General features: G+C 65.9%; 13 protein-coding genes. 5 read left to right on the top strand and 8 right to left on the bottom strand.

The window, feature by feature from the left end:
- The first annotated feature begins 184 nt into the window (after positions 1 to 184).
- Complete coding sequence (locus M3I54_RS05905; RefSeq protein ID WP_254333824.1) at positions 185 to 490, top strand: HigA family addiction module antitoxin; 306 nt, start codon at positions 185 to 187, stop codon at positions 488 to 490.
- Positions 491 to 533: 43 nt separating this feature from the next.
- Here the strand turns inward: M3I54_RS05905 and M3I54_RS05900 are convergent, their stop codons facing one another.
- The 5 genes from M3I54_RS05900 to M3I54_RS05880 form a co-directional block, all read right to left on the bottom strand.
- On the bottom strand, positions 534 to 2369 hold the full coding sequence (locus M3I54_RS05900) for an ABC transporter ATP-binding protein (RefSeq protein ID WP_254333822.1): 1836 nt from the start codon (positions 2367 to 2369) through the stop codon (positions 534 to 536).
- A gap of 404 nt (positions 2370 to 2773) precedes the next feature.
- Positions 2774 to 3412: a riboflavin synthase gene (locus M3I54_RS05895; RefSeq protein ID WP_254333820.1), complete on the bottom strand. Its 639-nt coding sequence runs from the start codon at positions 3410 to 3412 to the stop codon at positions 2774 to 2776.
- A gap of 35 nt (positions 3413 to 3447) precedes the next feature.
- The gene (gene ribD / locus M3I54_RS05890) at positions 3448 to 4566 is read right to left on the bottom strand and encodes a bifunctional diaminohydroxyphosphoribosylaminopyrimidine deaminase/5-amino-6-(5-phosphoribosylamino)uracil reductase RibD (protein WP_254333818.1); all 1119 of its coding nucleotides are present in this window, start codon (positions 4564 to 4566) and stop codon (positions 3448 to 3450) included.
- A gap of 79 nt (positions 4567 to 4645) precedes the next feature.
- Positions 4646 to 5971 (bottom strand): glutamate-1-semialdehyde 2,1-aminomutase, encoded by a 1326-nt coding sequence (hemL, locus tag M3I54_RS05885; RefSeq protein WP_254333817.1) that lies wholly within the window; start codon positions 5969 to 5971, stop codon positions 4646 to 4648.
- A 197-nt stretch (positions 5972 to 6168) separates the two neighbouring features.
- Positions 6169 to 6708 carry a hypothetical protein gene (locus M3I54_RS05880; RefSeq protein WP_254333816.1) on the bottom strand — a complete coding sequence of 180 codons (540 nt, stop codon included), beginning with the start codon at positions 6706 to 6708 and terminating at the stop codon, positions 6169 to 6171.
- Between the two features lie 211 nt (positions 6709 to 6919).
- On the opposite strand from M3I54_RS05880, the gene M3I54_RS05875 reads away from it, so the two are divergent.
- Positions 6920 to 8152, top strand: a complete 1233-nt coding sequence (locus M3I54_RS05875; RefSeq protein ID WP_254333815.1) for a Bcr/CflA family multidrug efflux MFS transporter — start codon at positions 6920 to 6922, stop codon at positions 8150 to 8152.
- A gap of 92 nt (positions 8153 to 8244) precedes the next feature.
- Here M3I54_RS05875 and M3I54_RS05870 read toward each other — a convergent pair whose 3' ends face one another.
- The 3 genes from M3I54_RS05870 to zwf all read right to left on the bottom strand — a co-directional run bounded on the left by M3I54_RS05870 (position 8245) and on the right by zwf (position 12406).
- Positions 8245 to 10161, bottom strand: coding sequence for a bifunctional transcriptional regulator/glucokinase (locus tag M3I54_RS05870; protein ID WP_254333814.1), 1917 nt, complete (start codon positions 10159 to 10161; stop codon positions 8245 to 8247).
- On the bottom strand, positions 10139 to 10843 hold the full coding sequence (gene pgl / locus M3I54_RS05865) for a 6-phosphogluconolactonase (RefSeq protein WP_254333813.1): 705 nt from the start codon (positions 10841 to 10843) through the stop codon (positions 10139 to 10141). Before pgl ends, M3I54_RS05870 begins: the two co-directional genes overlap by 23 nt.
- Before the next feature lie 93 nt (positions 10844 to 10936).
- Positions 10937 to 12406: a glucose-6-phosphate dehydrogenase gene (gene zwf / locus M3I54_RS05860; RefSeq protein WP_254333812.1), complete on the bottom strand. Its 1470-nt coding sequence runs from the start codon at positions 12404 to 12406 to the stop codon at positions 10937 to 10939.
- A 575-nt stretch (positions 12407 to 12981) separates the two neighbouring features.
- Between zwf and M3I54_RS05855 the strand changes: the two genes are divergently transcribed.
- The 3 genes from M3I54_RS05855 to M3I54_RS05845 all read left to right on the top strand — a co-directional run bounded on the left by M3I54_RS05855 (position 12982) and on the right by M3I54_RS05845 (position 16142).
- Positions 12982 to 14229 carry an ABC transporter substrate-binding protein gene (locus tag M3I54_RS05855; RefSeq protein ID WP_254333810.1) on the top strand — a complete coding sequence of 416 codons (1248 nt, stop codon included), beginning with the start codon at positions 12982 to 12984 and terminating at the stop codon, positions 14227 to 14229.
- A gap of 124 nt (positions 14230 to 14353) precedes the next feature.
- A complete protein-coding gene (locus tag M3I54_RS05850; protein ID WP_254333808.1) occupies positions 14354 to 15295 on the top strand; it encodes a carbohydrate ABC transporter permease in 942 nt (313 codons plus the stop codon).
- Positions 15285 to 16142, top strand: coding sequence for a carbohydrate ABC transporter permease (locus tag M3I54_RS05845; protein WP_233882460.1), 858 nt, complete (start codon positions 15285 to 15287; stop codon positions 16140 to 16142). The genes M3I54_RS05850 and M3I54_RS05845 overlap by 11 nt, the downstream gene beginning before the upstream one ends.
- The last annotated feature ends 28 nt before the right edge of the window (positions 16143 to 16170 follow it).

The following is a 16170-nucleotide window of genomic DNA, read 5'->3' as shown; positions in this document are numbered from 1 at the left end:
GTGCCGGGGCGCCGGCGCGCGGCTGCCCATGTTGGCCGAAGGGCCGACTGGGGCGCGAATCGCGCCTGTTCCACACTAGTAACGCTTTACGTTATTAACGCAAGACGTTACTATCCATGCTTCATTTCGCGGGCGGCGAGGCATCGCGCGTACGCATCGTGGACTATCACTGAGGAGCAAAACCATGGCACGTGAAGTACCGCTTGCCACACCGGGCGAGATTCTGAACGAAGAGTGGCTCAAGCCCATGGGCATCAGCCAGTACGCGCTGGCCAGGGCAATTGGCGTGCCGCCGCGCCGCATCAACGAGATCGTGCTCGGCAAGCGGGCCATCACCGCGGACACGGCAGTGCGTCTTGCAGTTTATTTCGGCACCGACGCACGCAGCTGGATGCAGTTGCAGGCCCACTACGACACCGAAATCGCGAGCGAGGCACTTGCCGAAGTGCTCGCGCGGATCACGCCGCACGCGCGCGCCGTTCCCGCCTGAGCCTGTTTGCGGCGGGAGGGCGCGAGCGCGAAGGTACGCGGCGTCAGCGCAGGATCACGTCGTCGGCGAGTCCTTTCGTCAGTTCCAGCGCCTGGCGCTCGAACAGGCGCCGGTACAGGCCGTTTTCGCGACGCACGAGCGCGTCGTGCGTGCCTTCCTCCGCCACGCGTCCGTGCTCGAGCACCAGCAGCCGGTCGAGCGCGCGCACGGTCGAGAGCCGGTGTGCGACGACCACGGTCGTGCGCCCTTCCATGAGCCGCTCCATGGCCTGCTGGATCAGCACTTCGCTTTCGCTGTCGAGGCTCGAGGTCGCTTCGTCGAAGATCAGGATCGGCGCATTCGCGAGGAACGCGCGCGCGATCGCCACGCGCTGGCGCTCGCCGCCCGAGAGCTTCACACCGCGCTCGCCCACGAGCGTGTCGTAGCCGTGCGGCAGCGCCGTGATGAAGTCGTGGGCGCTCGCAAGCTTCGCCGCGCGCTCGATTTCGGCGTGTGTGGCGCCTGGCCGGGCGTACGCGATGTTCTCGGCAAGCGAGCGGTGGAACAGCAGCGGCTCCTGCTGCACGATGGCGATCTGCGAGCGCAGCGACGCCTGCTGCACACGCGCGATGTCCTGGCCGTCGATCGTGATGCGCCCGCCGGAAACGTCGTAAAGGCGCTGGATCAACTTGATCAGCGTGGTCTTGCCTGAGCCCGAATGGCCGACCAGGCCCACGCGCTCGCCCGGCGCGATACGCAGCGTGAGGTTCTCGTAGAGTGCCCTGTCGGCGGCGTGATTGCCGTAGCGGAACGTCATGTTCTCGAAGCGGATATCGCCCTGATCGATCACGATGGGCGGCGCATCACGCTGGTCCTCGATGCCAAGCGGCGCCGCGTCGAGCGCAACGAGCTCTTCCATGTCGTTCACCGAGCGCTGCAGGTTGCGCACGTGCATGCCCACATCGCGCAGGTAGCCTTTGAGCAGGAAGAACAGTGTGAGCGCGAACGTGATGTCGCCAACGCTTGCGCGACCGCGTGCCCAAAGCAGCAGCGCCGCACCGAGGATGGCCGCCTGCATGCCCACGAGCAGCGCGCCCTGCACGCCGCCGTTGAGCGTGCCGCGCTGCCACGTGCGCCGCGTGCGGCTGCTCCACTTCGTGACGACGCGCGCGAGCCGCGCTTCTTCGCGCGTTTCCGCGCCGAACGCTTTCACGACGGCGTTGCACGAAATGGCGTCGGCGAGCGCGCCGCCCATTTTCGTATCCCACTGGTTCGCGAGCCGGGCCGAGGGCGCGACGTAAAACAGCGAGAGCGAGACCGTGATCGCCAGATAGAGCGCCGAGCCGAGGCCGACCACGAGGCCCATCACATGCCACTGCACCGCGAGCAGGATGGTCGAGCCGACCAGCATGACGAGCGACGGGAAGAGGGCGACGAGCAGCGTATCGTTGAGCAGGTCGAGCGCCCACATGCCGCGCGTGACCTTGCGTACCGTGGAGCCGGCGAAGCTGTTCGCGTGCCAGTCCGTCGAGAAGCGCTGCACGCGGTGAAAGGCTTGCGTGGCGATCTCGCTCATCATGCGCAGCGTCAGCGTGATGATGTTGCGGTACGCGGCCTGCCGCATGATGGTGCCGCCGAGCCCAAGCGCCGTGAGCGCCCAGAACGCGACGACCGCCGCATGCCAGGCGGCGGTGCTGCTGGCTGCGCCGTCGTGCGTGAGGGCATCGACGAGCTGGCCCGCGTAGTGCGGCGTGAGCACGTCGGCGAGCGCGCCGAGGAGCGAGGCGAGCGCAACGGCCGAGACGCGCACCGGTTGGCGCGCCCAGTGCCGAAAGGTGAAGCCGAGGACCGTGCGGAACGTTTGTCCGCCCGATTCGGGTTTTTTATTTAGCTCTGTCATGGACAGCATGCTCCGGACCTGACGCCCGAAGACTCTCCTGAAGGAAGCATGAAGCGTTAAGACGGAAAACGGGATTCGCACGCCCGGGCATCGATTGCCGGACGGCCTGACCTCGAATTCGCTGAATACGGCGCGGCGTTTGAAAACATGCCGCGCGGGACGCGCTATGGCTGCGCTGGAAGCGGGACGGTTGCGTGACGAGACGCAACTTGCAACATCACCCGGACCATCGGCATGGCGGCGCTCGTTTCAATCGTTGCCAACTGTGCCTCCTGGTTCGATTCGGGTGATGGGAACGCGGCACGCCGTGCGGCGAGTGCGTAGGGAAAGGCTAGATTCTATCAGCGCCCCGGCGCGCGTGCTTGCGCGCGTCCGGGGCATGCATTGCGCCGGCTCGGCAGCTTTTAGTCTTGCGCAGCCGAATTCGCAGCCTTCTCGGCCGAGAGCATCCGCTCGACATAGCGCGCAATCAGATCGATCTCGAGATTCACCTTCGTGCCAGCCTGAAGATGCTTGAGCGTGGTGACTTCCACGGTGTGGGGAATCAGGTTGATCGAGAATTCGCAGCCGTCGGCGCGATCGTCGACCGAGTTGACCGTGAGGCTCACGCCGTTCACGGTGATCGAGCCCTTGTAGGCGAGATAGCGGCCGATTTCCGCCGGCGCGAGAATGCGCAGCTCGTGCGACTCGCCCACGGGCGCGAAGCGCGCGACGGTGCCGAGGCCGTCCACGTGACCCGAGACGATGTGGCCGCCCAGGCGGTCGTTGGCGCGTAGCGCCTTTTCGAGGTTCACTTCGCCCGTCGCCGCGAGGCCCACCGTGCGGTTCAGGCTTTCGCGCGACACATCGACGTCGAACCCCGTTGCCGACTTCTCGATGACGGTCATGCACGCGCCCTGGATCGCGATGCTGTCGCCGAGTTGCACGTCGTCGAGGCCCAGGCTGCCTGCGTTGACGGCCAGGCGCACGCCTGCGTCGGCACCCGTGCCGAGCGGTTTGATCGATTCGATGCGGCCCACTGCCGCGACGATTCCGGTAAACATCGTGCTGTTCCTTGTGTTCAGTGCATCAGTGAGGGTCAGGCGTCTTGCGTCGTGACGACGCGCGCAAGAATGCGCAGGTCGTTGCCGAGACGATCGACGGAATGAAATGCGAGGCGCGTGCGCTCGTCGAGCGTCGCGGGCGCAGCGATGTCGATCATGCCGAGCGAGTTCGTGCCGAGCAGCGACGGCGCCACGTACACGAGCAGTTCGTCCACGCAGCCTTCGCGCAGGAGCGAACCGTTGAGCTTGTAGCCGGCTTCCACGTGCAGCTCGTTCACGCCGCGCGCCGCGAGCTCCGTGAGCATGGCCGGCAGATCGACCTTGCCGTGGTCGTTGCCAAGCGCGACGATTTCGGCGCCGCGCACGCGCAGCGCTTCGGCGCGTTCTTCGTTGCTCGCGTCGAGCGCCGCGCAGAACACGAGCGTGGGCGCGCCCACGAAAATCTGCGCGAGCGGCGAGGCGTCGAGCCGGCTGTCGATCAGCACGCGTTTGGGCTGGCGCGGGGTGTCGACGGCGCGCACGGTCATGCGCGGGTCGTCTTCCTTCACCGTGCCGACACCCGTGAGGATGGCCGAGGCGCGCGCACGCCAGGCGTGGCCGTCGGCGCGCGCGGCTTCGCCCGTGATCCATTGGCTTTCGCCCGAGGGCAGGCCCGTGCGGCCGTCGAGCGATGCGGCCACCTTCATGCGCACCCACGGACGCTTGCGCGTCATGCGCGAAACGAAGCCGATGTTCAGCTCGCGCGCCTCGTTGGCCAGCAGCCCGCAACGCACGTCGATACCCGCGTCGCGCAGGATCGAAAGCCCGCGCCCCGACACGAGCGGGTTCGGGTCTTCCATTGCCGCAATCACGCGCGCGACCTTCGCTTCGATCAGCGCGTTCGCGCAGGGCGGCGTGCGCCCGAAGTGGCTGCACGGCTCGAGCGTCACATACGCTGTCGCGCCGCGCAGGTCGTGCCCGCGCGCGCGGGCGTCCTTCATCGCCTGGATTTCGGCGTGATCCTGGCCGGCCGGCTGCGTGAAGCCCTCGCCGATCACGACGCCGTCCTTCACCAGCACGCAGCCGACGCGCGGGTTCGGGTCGGTCGTGTACAGGCCGCGGTACGCAAGCGCGAGCGCGCGCTCCATGTGGACGAAATCGGATTGCGAAAACATCGTCGGGTTTTCTCTCGGGCGGCGGTCAGGTGGAGGCCGGCGAGGCGCGCGCCGCGCCGGCTGTCGATGGTGTGCTGCCTTATTGCGTCACGTTTTCAGCCGCGGCTTGCGCTGCGAACGCGCTACGCGCCGCTGCGATCGTCTCGTCGAGGATCGCGTCGTCGTGGGCGCTCGACACGAAACCTGCCTCGTAGGCCGAAGGCGCGAAGTAGACGCCCGCGTCCAGCATGCGGTGGAAGAAGCGGTTGAAGCGCGCGATGTCGCTCTTCGTGACCTCGGCGAAGCTGCCCGGCACCTTGTCCGCGAAATAGAGGCCGAACATGCCGCCCACCGAATCCGCAACGAACGGCACCTTCGTTTCGCGTGCCGCTGCCGAAAGCCCCTTCGCGAGACGTTCGGTCTTCGCGGTGAGCTGCTCGTAGAAGCCGGGCGCCTGAATGAGCTGCAGCGTCTTCAGGCCCGCCGCGACCGCAATCGGGTTGCCCGAGAGCGTACCTGCCTGGTACACCGTGCCGTTGGGCGCGAGGTGATCCATGATCTCGCGGCGGCCGCCGAATGCCGCCGCCGGCATGCCGCCGCCGATCACCTTGCCGAGGCACACCATGTCCGCCTCGACGCCGTAGAGCGCCTGCGCGCCGCGCAGGCCGACGCGGAAACCGCACATCACTTCGTCGAAAATCAGCACGCTGCCGTGCTTCGCCGTGAGGCGGCGCAATGCGCCGATGAACTCGGGCGTGGCCTTTACGAGGTTCATGTTGCCCGCAACCGGTTCGACGATCACGGCGGCGATCTCGTCGCCGAACGCCTTGAACGCTTCTTCGAGCGCCGCGACGTTGTTGTATTCGAGCACGGTGGTGTGCTTCGCGACATCTGCCGGCACGCCCGCCGACGTCGGGTTGCCGAACGTGAGCAGGCCCGAGCCGGCCTTCACGAGCAGGCTGTCGGCGTGGCCGTGGTAGCAGCCTTCGAACTTCACGATGCGGTCGCGCTTCGTGAAGCCGCGCGCGAGACGCAGCGCGCTCATGGTCGCCTCCGTGCCGCTCGACACCATGCGCACTTGCTCCATCGACGGGACGATCTTGCAGATTTCCTCGGCGATCTCGATCTCGGCCTCGGTGGGCGCGCCAAACGAGAAGCCATTCGCGAGCACGCGCTGCACGGCTTCGAGCACTTCCGGATGCACGTGGCCGACGATCATCGGGCCCCACGAGCCGATGTAGTCGATATAGCGCTTGCCTTCGGCGTCCCAGAAGTACGGCCCCTGCGCGCGCTCGATGAAGCGCGGCGTGCCGCCGACCGAGCGGAACGCGCGCACGGGCGAATTCACGCCGCCCGGGATGGTGCGCTGGGCGCGTTCGAAGAGGGCTTCGTTGCGGTTCTGCGTGCTGGACTGGGTGTTGGACATGAGTGCTGGACCTGCGAAAGTGGTGTGGCGCGCGGCGCTGACGAAAGGGGCCGGCGGACGGACCCATGCGGCGCCGCAAGGGCGCGGGCGACGGGGCTGTTCTCTCGAAATTGTACCGGAGTCGCGCGGATCGGGCCGGAGCCCCGGGTGGGCCTGGGCGTTCCCCACGCGGGCGGATTCAGCGCGTTTGCTGCCAGCTACTGCCTGTGTTTGCGGGCGGGCGGCGCGAGGTGCGGCGCCGTGTCGCGCAGGTCGTCGTGCAATGCGTGCATGGCCGCGACGGCCGACGCCGGCATGGGCCGCCGCCCGGTCAGCTCCGCCCAGCGTTTTTCCAGTGCGCCTTCGGCAGCCGGCTTGATGACGGTGCCCGAACTCTGTGCGTCCCAGGTCTGGATCGAAGACGGATGCACGCGCAAATCGTCGCGCGCGATGACCACTTCCTCGCCCGCGTCGACGAGCCAGTCGTAGACGAAGTCGATACACAGCCGGTAGTCGCGTTTGTACGCGGCGTCCGGCACCTCATAGGGCGCGCGCGTGACGTAGCCGGAACCGAACAGGCCGCGCGGCTCGGCGGCCACGCGGTGCAGGAACACCCGGTCTCCCGGCAGGATGCCGCGCGCGAAGCCGCATCCCCAGGTGTCGGCGACGGCTTCCCCGGCGCGCACACGGCGCGCGAAGTCGGGCAGTTCAGGCCATGGCCACTTCTTGGGGCTCCAGATGAGCAGGAAGGCGGTCATGTCGGCAACGTGGCAAGTTGAGCGAAAGCGGGCAGCTTAGCGCAAAGCCGCGACGATGCCGCATGTGGGGCGGCGGATGGCGGGCAAAGGGCGTCAGGTACAATTCGGCGGCACCGCGTTGCTGTTTTTGTCCGCGTTTGTCCGCTCCTGCAGCGACGGATGAATCGGCCCATGACTTCGAGACCGCGCGAGCTTCGCCGCCACACACACCATGTCCCATTCCCCGCGCCGCCGACCCGATGGCCGGCTGATCCTGTTGCTGGGCGCACTCGCCGCCTGTGGCCCGCTTGCCACCGACATGTATCTGCCGAGCCTGCCCGCCATCGCGCAGTCGTTCGGCGTGAGCGCCGCCGCTGCGGCCTCGACGCTCACGAGCTTCATGGCCGGCTTTTCGATCGGCATGCTGCTCTACGGCCCGGTTTCCGACGCGTATGGCCGCCGCCCCGTGCTGCTCGGCGGCATCGCGCTCTTTACGCTGGCGAGCATTGCCTGCTGGCTCTCGTTTTCGGTGGGCGAACTCGTGATCGTGCGCTTTCTGCAGGCGCTCGGCGCGGGCGCTGCCTCGGTGCTCTCGCGGGCCATCGCGCGCGACGCCCACGAGCCTTCCGATGCCGCCAAAGTCCTCTCGATGGTCGCGATCGTCACGGCGATCGGGCCGCTGCTCGCACCGCTGATCGGCGGACAGTTGCTGCTGATCGGCGGCTGGCGCTTGGTGTTCGTCGTGCTCACGCTGTTCGGCCTCGCGTGCGCCGTGGCGGCTTACCTGCGCGTACCCGAGACCTGGCCGCCGGAAAAGCGCGAAAGCGCGGCCGTGCTGCGCTCGTTCGCGGCTTATGGGCGCTTGCTGCGCGATCCGCTCGTCTGGGGGCACATGCTCTGCGGCGGCATGGCGTTCGCCGCGATGTTCACCTACATCTCGGCCACGCCGTTCGTCTATATCGAGTACTTCCACGTTTCGCCGCAGCACTACGGGTTCTTCTTCGGCGCGAACGTGTTCGGCATCATGCTAGGCAACTTCCTCAACACGCGCTTCATCGGCCGTCTCGGCACCCTTCGCATGGTGTCGATCGCTTCGGGCGTGAGCGTCGTCGCGTCGCTCTTCGTCGCGCTCATGTGCGTGACGGGCTGGGGCGGCCTGTGGTCGATCGTGTTCGGCCTCTTCTTCGTGGTGAGCGTGGTCGGGCTGCTCGGCGCGAACTGCGCGACCGATCTCATGTACCGCTATCCGAAGAACGCGGGCGCGGCGGCGGCGGTATTCGGCGCGACGCAGCTCGGTCTTGGCGCGCTCGCGAGCGCCGTGGTCGGCTGGTTCCCGGGTATCTCGCCATTCGGCATGGGCGTGACGATCGGCGTGTGCGGCTTGCTGACGTGGGTGGGGCGCGCGCTCGTCGTGAAGTGGCACGGCACGCCGGCGCCAGGCGCGGCGCAAGCGGCAACGCCGTGAGCCGTACGTTGGTACGTCGCGCGAAATAAAAATGGGACGCCGAGGCGTCCCATTTTTTTCGCCGCTCGAATGAGCCGGCGAATGAGCAGACTTCAGTCGCGCGCAGTGGGCGATGCGCCGTGGCTCAGCCAGTCGAGCACGGCCGATGCGTCGTCGTCGGCATGCTCGCGCGCCTTTTCGACGGCGTTGCCCAGGTCCGCATCGGGCGAAGCACGGCGAATCGCGACACCCACCGCGAGGATGTCGATCATCAGCAGATGCAGAATGCGCGAGATCATCGAAAGCTGCGATTCGCGCATCTCGATGTGATCAGTTTCGAGCGCCACGGTCGCGCGCTTGGCGAGCGGCGTGTTGCTCGAAGTGATCGCGATCACCTTCGCGCCCGCTTGCATGGCGACTTCGAGCACACGCAGCAGTTCCGGCGCGCGGCCCGACTTCGAGACGGCCACGATCACGTCGCCCTTGCCGAGCAGTGCGGCGGAAGCGGCCTGCATGTACAGGTCGCCATAGGCGATGGTCGGGATGCCGAAGCGGAAGAACTTGTAGTGCGCGTCCTGCGCGACGATGTGCGAGTTGCCGAGGCCATAGAACTCGATGCGGCGCGCGCCGTTGAGCAGCGTGATCGCATTCTCGACTTGCTCGAAGTTCAGGTGCTCGCGCAGTTGCAGGATGGCCGAGACGGTGTTGTCGAGCACCTTCGCGCCGAAGTCGGTGGCGGTGTCGCCCAGATGCACCTGGCTGTGGCTCACCGGAATCGTGCCGGTGAGGCCCGTGGCGAGCTTGAGCTTGAAGTCCGAGAGGCCCTGGCAGCCGAGCGAGCGGCAGAAGCGGATGACCGTAGGCTGGCTCACGTCGGCCTTGCGCGCGATATCGACGATCGGATCGTTGATGATCGAGCGCGGATGGTTGAGCGCGAGGTCGGCCACGCGGCGCTCGGCGGGCGTGAGCGCGTCGCGCATCTGGCGAATGCGTTCGAACACGGCCGACGATCCGCCGCCCGCACGATTCGACAGCTGCTCCGCGAGAATGGCCGAAACGCCAAGGAACGCCGGATACTCCGCCGTGATCACGTAGGTGGGCACGTTCGAGAGATAGGTGTCGAAACGGCCCTTCGCCTCGAAGCGCTGGCGGAACGACGAGCGCGTGAAGAGGTCGCCCAGGCGCGGCACCACGCCGCCGCCGATATAGATGCCGCCGAGCGAACCGAGCGTCATCGCGATGTTGCCCGCGAAGCTGCCGAGAATGCCGCAGAAGCATTCGACGGTCTCGATCGCGAGCGCCTCGCCGTCATGCGCGCGCTGCACGACTTCGGCCGTGCCGAGATCGGCGGGCAGCTTCTTCTTGTCGCGCGCGGCGAGCGCACGGTAGATGAGCTCGAGGCCGGGCCCCGCGCACACGCGCTCGAACGATACATGCGGCCACTTCTTGCGCGCGAACTGCAGCACGATGTCTTCGCGCTCGTCCTGCGGCGAGAAGCTTGCGTGGCCGCCTTCGCTGCCGAGCGCGATCCAGCGGTCGTCGGCGGGAATGAGGCCAGAGACGCCGAGACCCGTGCCCGGCCCGAGCAGGCCGATCACGCTGTTCTGGCGGCGCTGGCCGCCGCCTACCTGCACGCGCTGCGAGTCGGTCAAGCCAGGCAGCGCCATGGCGAGCGCGGTGAAATCGTTGACGACCAGCAGCGTGTCGAAACCGAGCGCGCGGCGCGTCGCTTCGATCGAGAAGGTCCAGTCGTGATTGGTCATGCGCACCTGGTCGCCGTCGACCGGATTCGCAATGGCGACGGCCGCGTGATTCACACGGCCGATCTTGTTGTCCTTCAGGTATTGCTGGATCACTTCCGCGACGCCGGGATACTGCGCGCACGGATACACGCGCACCTGGCCGATTTCGCCCGGGCCCGTTTCCAGCGCGAAGCGCGCGTTGGTTCCGCCGATGTCGGCGAGCAGCCTCGGACCGTCGGCGTGCTGGCCTGCGCCAGGGGCGGTTTTATTGGGCGCACCAGTAGACATCGAGTCTCACTCCCTTGTCGTTCGCCAGCTTCGAGATGGCGTTGTTTTGTTCGGCCGCGGCGGCCTGTTGCAGCACTTCGAGCTTGCGCTGTCCCGCGATCAGCAGGAATAGCCGATCGATCTGGCGCAGCGCCTGCATCGACCACGAGACGCGCGCGTGCGGCGCGGCCTGCGGATGCACGGCCACGAACGGGCGCGCCGTAGTGATGGCTTCGTGCCATTCGGGGGCGTCGGCGAAAATCGAGGCCGTGTGGCCGTCCTCGCCCATGCCGAGCACGGCGACGTTCGGCAGCTTGCGGGCCGGGTCGGCGTTGAGCGCGGCGACATGCGCGTCGAGATCTTGTGCCACGTCGACGAGCGGCAGGAAGTGCGCGCTGGCCGCTGCGTGCGTGAGCAGCGTCTCGCGCGCAAGGCGCGCGTTGCTCGCGGAGTCGGTGTCCGGCACCCAGCGGTCGTCGACGAGCGTGACGTCGATGTGCGCCCAGTCGAAACGGTGCGTCGAAAGGGCCTCGAGGAAGGGGCGCGGGCTCGTGCCACCGGAGACGGCAAGCGTTGCACGGCGCGCGGTAATACCGGGCGCCGCTTGCTGAGCGGCGAGCGACGCATGTAGCGCGTCGCCCACGGCTCGCGCCAACGCGTCGGATTGGACGCGCGGGTCGTCGAATACGTGAAGCTCGATCACTTCTCCTCCAAGCTGCTTTTTTGTAGGTCTACAGGGTAGTTCATCTGTCCGGTCCGGCGTCGCGCTCACTGTGCGCGCCGCCATGCAAACTCATCAGTTCTCTTCTTCGAGCCAGCAGGTGCCGTGCTGCGCGAGCATCGCGCTCGCGGCCGCCGGTCCCCACGTGCCGGCCGCGTACGGCTTGGGCGGGCGGGGCGTTGCCGCCCACTCGTTGAGGATCGGCTCGACCCACGTCCACGCCGCTTCCTGCTCGTCGCGGCGCACGAAGAGCGCGAGGCGCCCGTTGATCACGTCGAGCAGCAGGCGCTGGTAGGCCTCCATCTGGCCTTCGCGGAAGAACTGGTCGAACGCGAGATCCAGATGCACGCTCGCGAGATTCATGCCTTCGCCGGGCTGCTTCGCGAGGCAGTAGAGGCGGATGTTCTCGTTCGGCTGCAGGCGGATCACGAGGCGGTTCGCGCCGGGGCGCAGCGCCGGCGCGCCGAGCGCCGAATGCGGCACCGGGCGGAAGTTCACGACGATCTCGGCCACGCGGTCGGCAAGGCGCTTGCCGGTGCGCAGGAAGAAGGGCACGCCCGCCCAGCGCCAGTTCTCGATCTCCACCTTGAGCGCGACGAAGGTTTCGGTGTGGCTCTCGGGCTTCACGCCATGCTCGGTCGCATAGCCCGGCACCGCCTGGCCGCGGATCACGCCCGCGTGATACTGCCCGCGCACCGCGACCTTGCCGATGTCGAGCGGGTTGATCGGCTTGAGCGCGCGCAGCACGCGAAGCTTTTCGTCACGCACCGAATCCGAATCCATCGAATGCGGCGGCTCCATGGCGACGATCGAGAGCAACTGCAACAGGTGATTTTGCACCATGTCGCGTAGCGCGCCCGTGTTGTCATAAAAATCACCGCGCGCTTCGACGCCCAGTTCTTCGGCAATCGTGATCTGGATGCTCTCGACCCATTCGCGGCGCCACAGCGGCTCGAAGAGCGCGTTGCCGAAACGCAGCGCGAGCAGGTTCTGCACCGGCTCCTTGCCGAGATAGTGGTCGATCCGGTAGATCTGGCCTTCGGCGAAGATCTCGCCCACAGCGTCGTTGATCGCGTTGGACGACTTGAGGTCGTAACCGAGCGGCTTTTCCAGCACGATGCGCGAATTCTCGTTCAGACCCACGGCGGCAAGCGCGCGGCAGATCGGCACGAACAGCGACGGGCCCGTGGCGAGATAGAACACACGAATGCCGGGCAGCGACGCGATGCCGTCGCGCAGATGCGTGAAGTCTTCGGCGCGCGAGAGGTCGAGCTTCACATAGACGATGCGCTCGAGGAAGCTGGCCCACGCCTTGTCGTCGAAGCCGCCGTTCTTCGTCACATGCGGCTTGACGTGCGCGTCGACCCACTGGATGTACGCTGCGCGATCCTCTTCGTGGCGCGCGACGCCCACGATCTTGCCTGACTCCGCGAGCATGCCTGAACGGTGCGCTTCATACAGGGCTGGGAGGATCTTGCGCATCGAGAGGTCGCCGGTGGCGCCGAAGAGCACGAACGTGAAACCTGAATCGATCTGGGTTTGCATGAGTCTCAGTCAGAGTCCTGGGGGCCGCTGCAGGGTACATCGGGTGCCCTTCCGTGTGGGCGATCGGGCGGCCGTAGTCCGATAAAATTTTTTTTGACACTGAATTGTAGTTTAACTACAATCCAAATCAAGAGGTAACGTTCATTCGATGAAAAAAGCGTGAAACCCAGCCAGCAAGGCGGTTTGCGCGGTTTTGCGAGCGGACGGAATGCCCCCTCATGTTAACGGAGAACCACGCGGGACTCAGCCAGGCTTGCCAGTGAGCCGGGCGCCCGGTTCGCCACCGTGCGGGGCTTCAAGGCCGCGTGACGCAAGCGGCGCCTCGGCCGGCCAGGTGGCCGGTGAAAATCAAAAGAGGAGACATTCAAGTTGCATTCCGAACCACTCATCTCTTGAGCGTCCTGCGGCCGGTAACCGGCCCGCGGCCCGCGCGCATCTAATGAAAAGCACGCGCGCGCGGCACTCCGGCGCCCGTCCGTCCAGTGTTTTGCCTGTTTTGCCTGTTTGACCAACCACCGCACCCTGGCGATCAGGGGCCAATCGTTTTTTGTTCAGGTGTCTGGAGGAGATAAGCAATGAAATTCCGCGCGATCATGGGCGCCCTGTGCGCAGCAGGTCTGTTGGGTGGCGTCGCCACGGCGCAAGCGGCCGAGTCTCTCGAAGTGCTGCACTGGTGGACTTCGGGCGGCGAGTCGAAAGCCGTCGGCGTGCTCAAGGACGACATGACGAAGCAGGGTTATGTGTGGAAGGACTTCGCGGTCGCCGGTGGCGCGGGCGCGGCGGCCATGACCGCACTGAAGACCCAGGTGATCTCGGGCAATGCGCCTTCGGCTGCCCAGATCAAGGGTCCGCTGATTCAGGAATGGGCCGAGCAGGGCGTGCTGGTGAACGTCGACTCCGTTGCCGGCGACTGGAAGGCCAACCTCCCGCCGCAAATCGACAAGATCATCCACGCAGACGGTCACTACGTCGCGGCTCCCTTCTCCGTGCACCGCGTGAACTGGGTGTGGATCAACAAGGCAGCGCTCGACAAGGTGGGCGGCAAGGCGCCGACCACGTGGCCGGAATTCTTCGCGCTGGCTGACAAGTTCAAGGCAGCGGGCATCCAGCCGGTCGCAGCCGGCGGTCAGCCGTGGCAAGACCTGACGCTGTGGGAAGACGTGGTCCTCTCGCAGGGCGCGGACTTCTACAAGAAGGCGCTCGTCGACCTCGACCAGAAGACCCTGACGTCGCAGCAGATGGTCGGCGTGTTCGACACGGTCCGCAAGATCGAGTCGTACATGGATAACGGCCGCACGGGCCGCGACTGGAACCTCGCCACGGCCATGGTCATCAACGGCAAGGCCGGCATGCAGTTCATGGGCGACTGGGCCAAGGGCGAGTTCGCGAACGCGAACAAGCAGCCGGATACGGACTATGTTTGCGCAGCGGTGCCGGGCACGGCGAAGGCCTACACTTTTAACGTCGACTCGTTCGTGTTCTTCCAGCAGAAGGGCCAGAAGGCTGCAACGCCTGGCCAACTGGCGCTCGCGAAGACGATCATGAGCCCGGAATTCCAGGAGCAGTTCAGCCTGTACAAGGGTTCGATTCCGGTCCGTCTGGGCGTCGACATGAGCAAGTTCGACGCATGCGCGAAGAAGTCGTACGCGGATGAACAGACCGCGATCAAGGCCGGCGGCTATGTGCCGTCGCTCGCTCACGGCATGGCTCAGCCGGACGCCACGGCCGGTGCGATCACCGACGTCGTGACGAAGTTCATGAACTCGAACCAGGATTCGAAGAGCGCGGTGGAAGCGCTCGCGAAGGCTGCGAAGACGAAGTGAGCGTAGCAGGTTAGTGCTGTAAGACGGGGGGCGCCATACGTGGCGCGCCCCGGGCATGACGGTTCACCCTCTGAACCCCATCATCGTGCGAAAGCTGTTTTCGCACCGTACCAGGAGTTGCGCAGTGACTGCTTCTCTTAGCGGCAACGGCAAGGCGGCCACGCCTGCTACCCGCCGCGCGTCGCCCATGGCGGCGCTCGCAGACCGCTGGATCCCGAAGCTGGTGCTTTCGCCCAGCATTCTGATCAGCCTCGTATTCGTCTACGGCTTCATTCTCATTACCGGCTATCTGTCGCTCTCGACCTCGCGACTGATGCCGCGCTATGAATTCGCGGGTCTCGAACGCTATCGCGAGCTGTTCGCCAACGACGTCTGGTGGACGTCGGCGCAGAATCTCGGATGGTTCGGCATCCCGTTCATCGCCATTTGCGTGGCGCTCGGGCTGTTCCTCGCGATCCTGCTCGACCAGCAGATTCGTCAGGAAGGCGCGCTGCGCGCGGTGTTCCTCTATCCGATGGCGCTCTCGTACATCGTGACGGGCACGGCATGGCAGTGGATTTTCAATCCGGACCTCGGCATTCAGCAGGTGATGCACAGCATTGGCTGGACGAGCTTCCATATCGACTGGCTCAACGACCCGGACAAGGCCATTTTCTGTATCGTGGTCGCGGCTGTGTGGCAGTCCACCGGCTTTTGCATGGCGCTTTTCCTGGCCGGCCTGCGCGGTGTCGATAGCGAAATCTTCAAGGCTGCCCAGGTGGACGGCGCGACGCTGCCCACGATCTATCGCAAGATCGTGATTCCCAGCATGCGTCCGGTGTTCTTCTCCGTGCTGCTGATCCTGTGCCACATCACGATCAAGACGTTCGACCTCGTCGTCGCTTTGACGGCCGGCGGCCCGGGCACGTCGTCGTCGCTGCCTGCCATCTTCATGTACACGTTTTCGTTCAACCGCGGGCAGCTCGGCGTCGGCGCAGCTTCGTCGATGATGATGCTTGCGACGGTGGTGGCCGTACTCGTGCCGCTCATGTATCTGGAATCGAGGAGCACGCGCAATGCAGCCTAAGATGACTGTGAGCCGCGTGGTCGTGTACGCGGCGCTGATCCTGTTCGCGCTGTACTTCCTGTTCCCGCTCTACGTGATGCTGTCGACGTCGTTCAAGTCGCTCGACCAGATTCACTCGGGCACCATGCTCTCGCTGCCCACGAGCCCGACCTTCGCGCCGTGGATCAAGGCGTGGAGCGAAGCGTGTACCGGCGTGCGCTGTGACGGCATGCAGCCGTTCTTCATGAACTCGGTGAAGATGGTGATTCCGGCCGTGCTGATCTCGTCGATCATCGGCGCGTTCAACGGTTACGTGCTCACGCACTGGCGCTTTCGCGGCGCGGACGCGCTCTTCACGATGCTGCTGGTGGGCTGCTTCATTCCGTTCCAGGCCATCCTGCTGCCGATGGCGCGTCTCGAAGGCTTCCTCGGCCTTTCGAACACGATCGGCGGTCTGGTGCTGGTGCACGTCGTGTACGGCATTGCGTTCACCACGATGTTCTTCCGCAACTTCTACGTGAGCGTGCCCGCCGAACTCGTGAAGGCCGCGCGCATCGACGGCGCCGGTTTCTTCATGATCTTCACGCGCATCATGATGCCGATCTCGCTGCCCATCTTCATGGTGTGCCTGATCTGGCAATTCACGCAGATCTGGAATGACTTCCTGTTCGGTATCGTGTTCTCGGGCGTCGATTCGATGCCGATCACGGTGGCGCTGAACAATCTCGTGAACACGTCCACGGGCGTGAAGGAATACAACGTCGACATGGCCGGCGCGATCATCGCCGCGCTGCCCACGCTGCTCGTCTACGTAATCGCCGGCCGCTACTTCGTGCGCGGTCTCACGGCGGGCGCGGTGAAGGGCTAACTGCGGGGCTAACCCCTGCATTCGATCA

It is taken from the genome of Paraburkholderia sp. CNPSo 3274, from assembly GCF_024206475.1.
Lineage (GTDB): Bacteria > Pseudomonadota > Gammaproteobacteria > Burkholderiales > Burkholderiaceae > Paraburkholderia.
This window is presented reverse-complemented; position numbering and strand designations above follow the sequence as displayed.

Bases quoted from the DNA above. Each gene is read 5' to 3' on its own strand.
- M3I54_RS05900 (WP_254333822.1), bottom strand. From the start codon at position 2,369: ATGACAGAGCTAAATAAAAAACCCGAATCGGGCGGACAAACGTTCCGC.
- M3I54_RS05870 (WP_254333814.1), bottom strand. From the start codon at position 10,161: ATGTCTACTGGTGCGCCCAATAAAACCGCCCCTGGCGCAGGCCAGCAC.
- zwf (WP_254333812.1), bottom strand. From the start codon at position 12,406: ATGCAAACCCAGATCGATTCAGGTTTCACGTTCGTGCTCTTCGGCGCC.
- M3I54_RS05875 (WP_254333815.1), top strand. From the start codon at position 6,920: ATGTCCCATTCCCCGCGCCGCCGACCCGATGGCCGGCTGATCCTGTTG.
- hemL (WP_254333817.1), bottom strand. From the start codon at position 5,971: ATGTCCAACACCCAGTCCAGCACGCAGAACCGCAACGAAGCCCTCTTC.
- M3I54_RS05855 (WP_254333810.1), top strand. From the start codon at position 12,982: ATGAAATTCCGCGCGATCATGGGCGCCCTGTGCGCAGCAGGTCTGTTG.
- M3I54_RS05905 (WP_254333824.1), top strand. From the start codon at position 185: ATGGCACGTGAAGTACCGCTTGCCACACCGGGCGAGATTCTGAACGAA.
- ribD (WP_254333818.1), bottom strand. From the start codon at position 4,566: ATGTTTTCGCAATCCGATTTCGTCCACATGGAGCGCGCGCTCGCGCTT.
- M3I54_RS05880 (WP_254333816.1), bottom strand. From the start codon at position 6,708: ATGACCGCCTTCCTGCTCATCTGGAGCCCCAAGAAGTGGCCATGGCCT.
- M3I54_RS05845 (WP_233882460.1), top strand. From the start codon at position 15,285: ATGCAGCCTAAGATGACTGTGAGCCGCGTGGTCGTGTACGCGGCGCTG.
- M3I54_RS05895 (WP_254333820.1), bottom strand. From the start codon at position 3,412: ATGTTTACCGGAATCGTCGCGGCAGTGGGCCGCATCGAATCGATCAAA.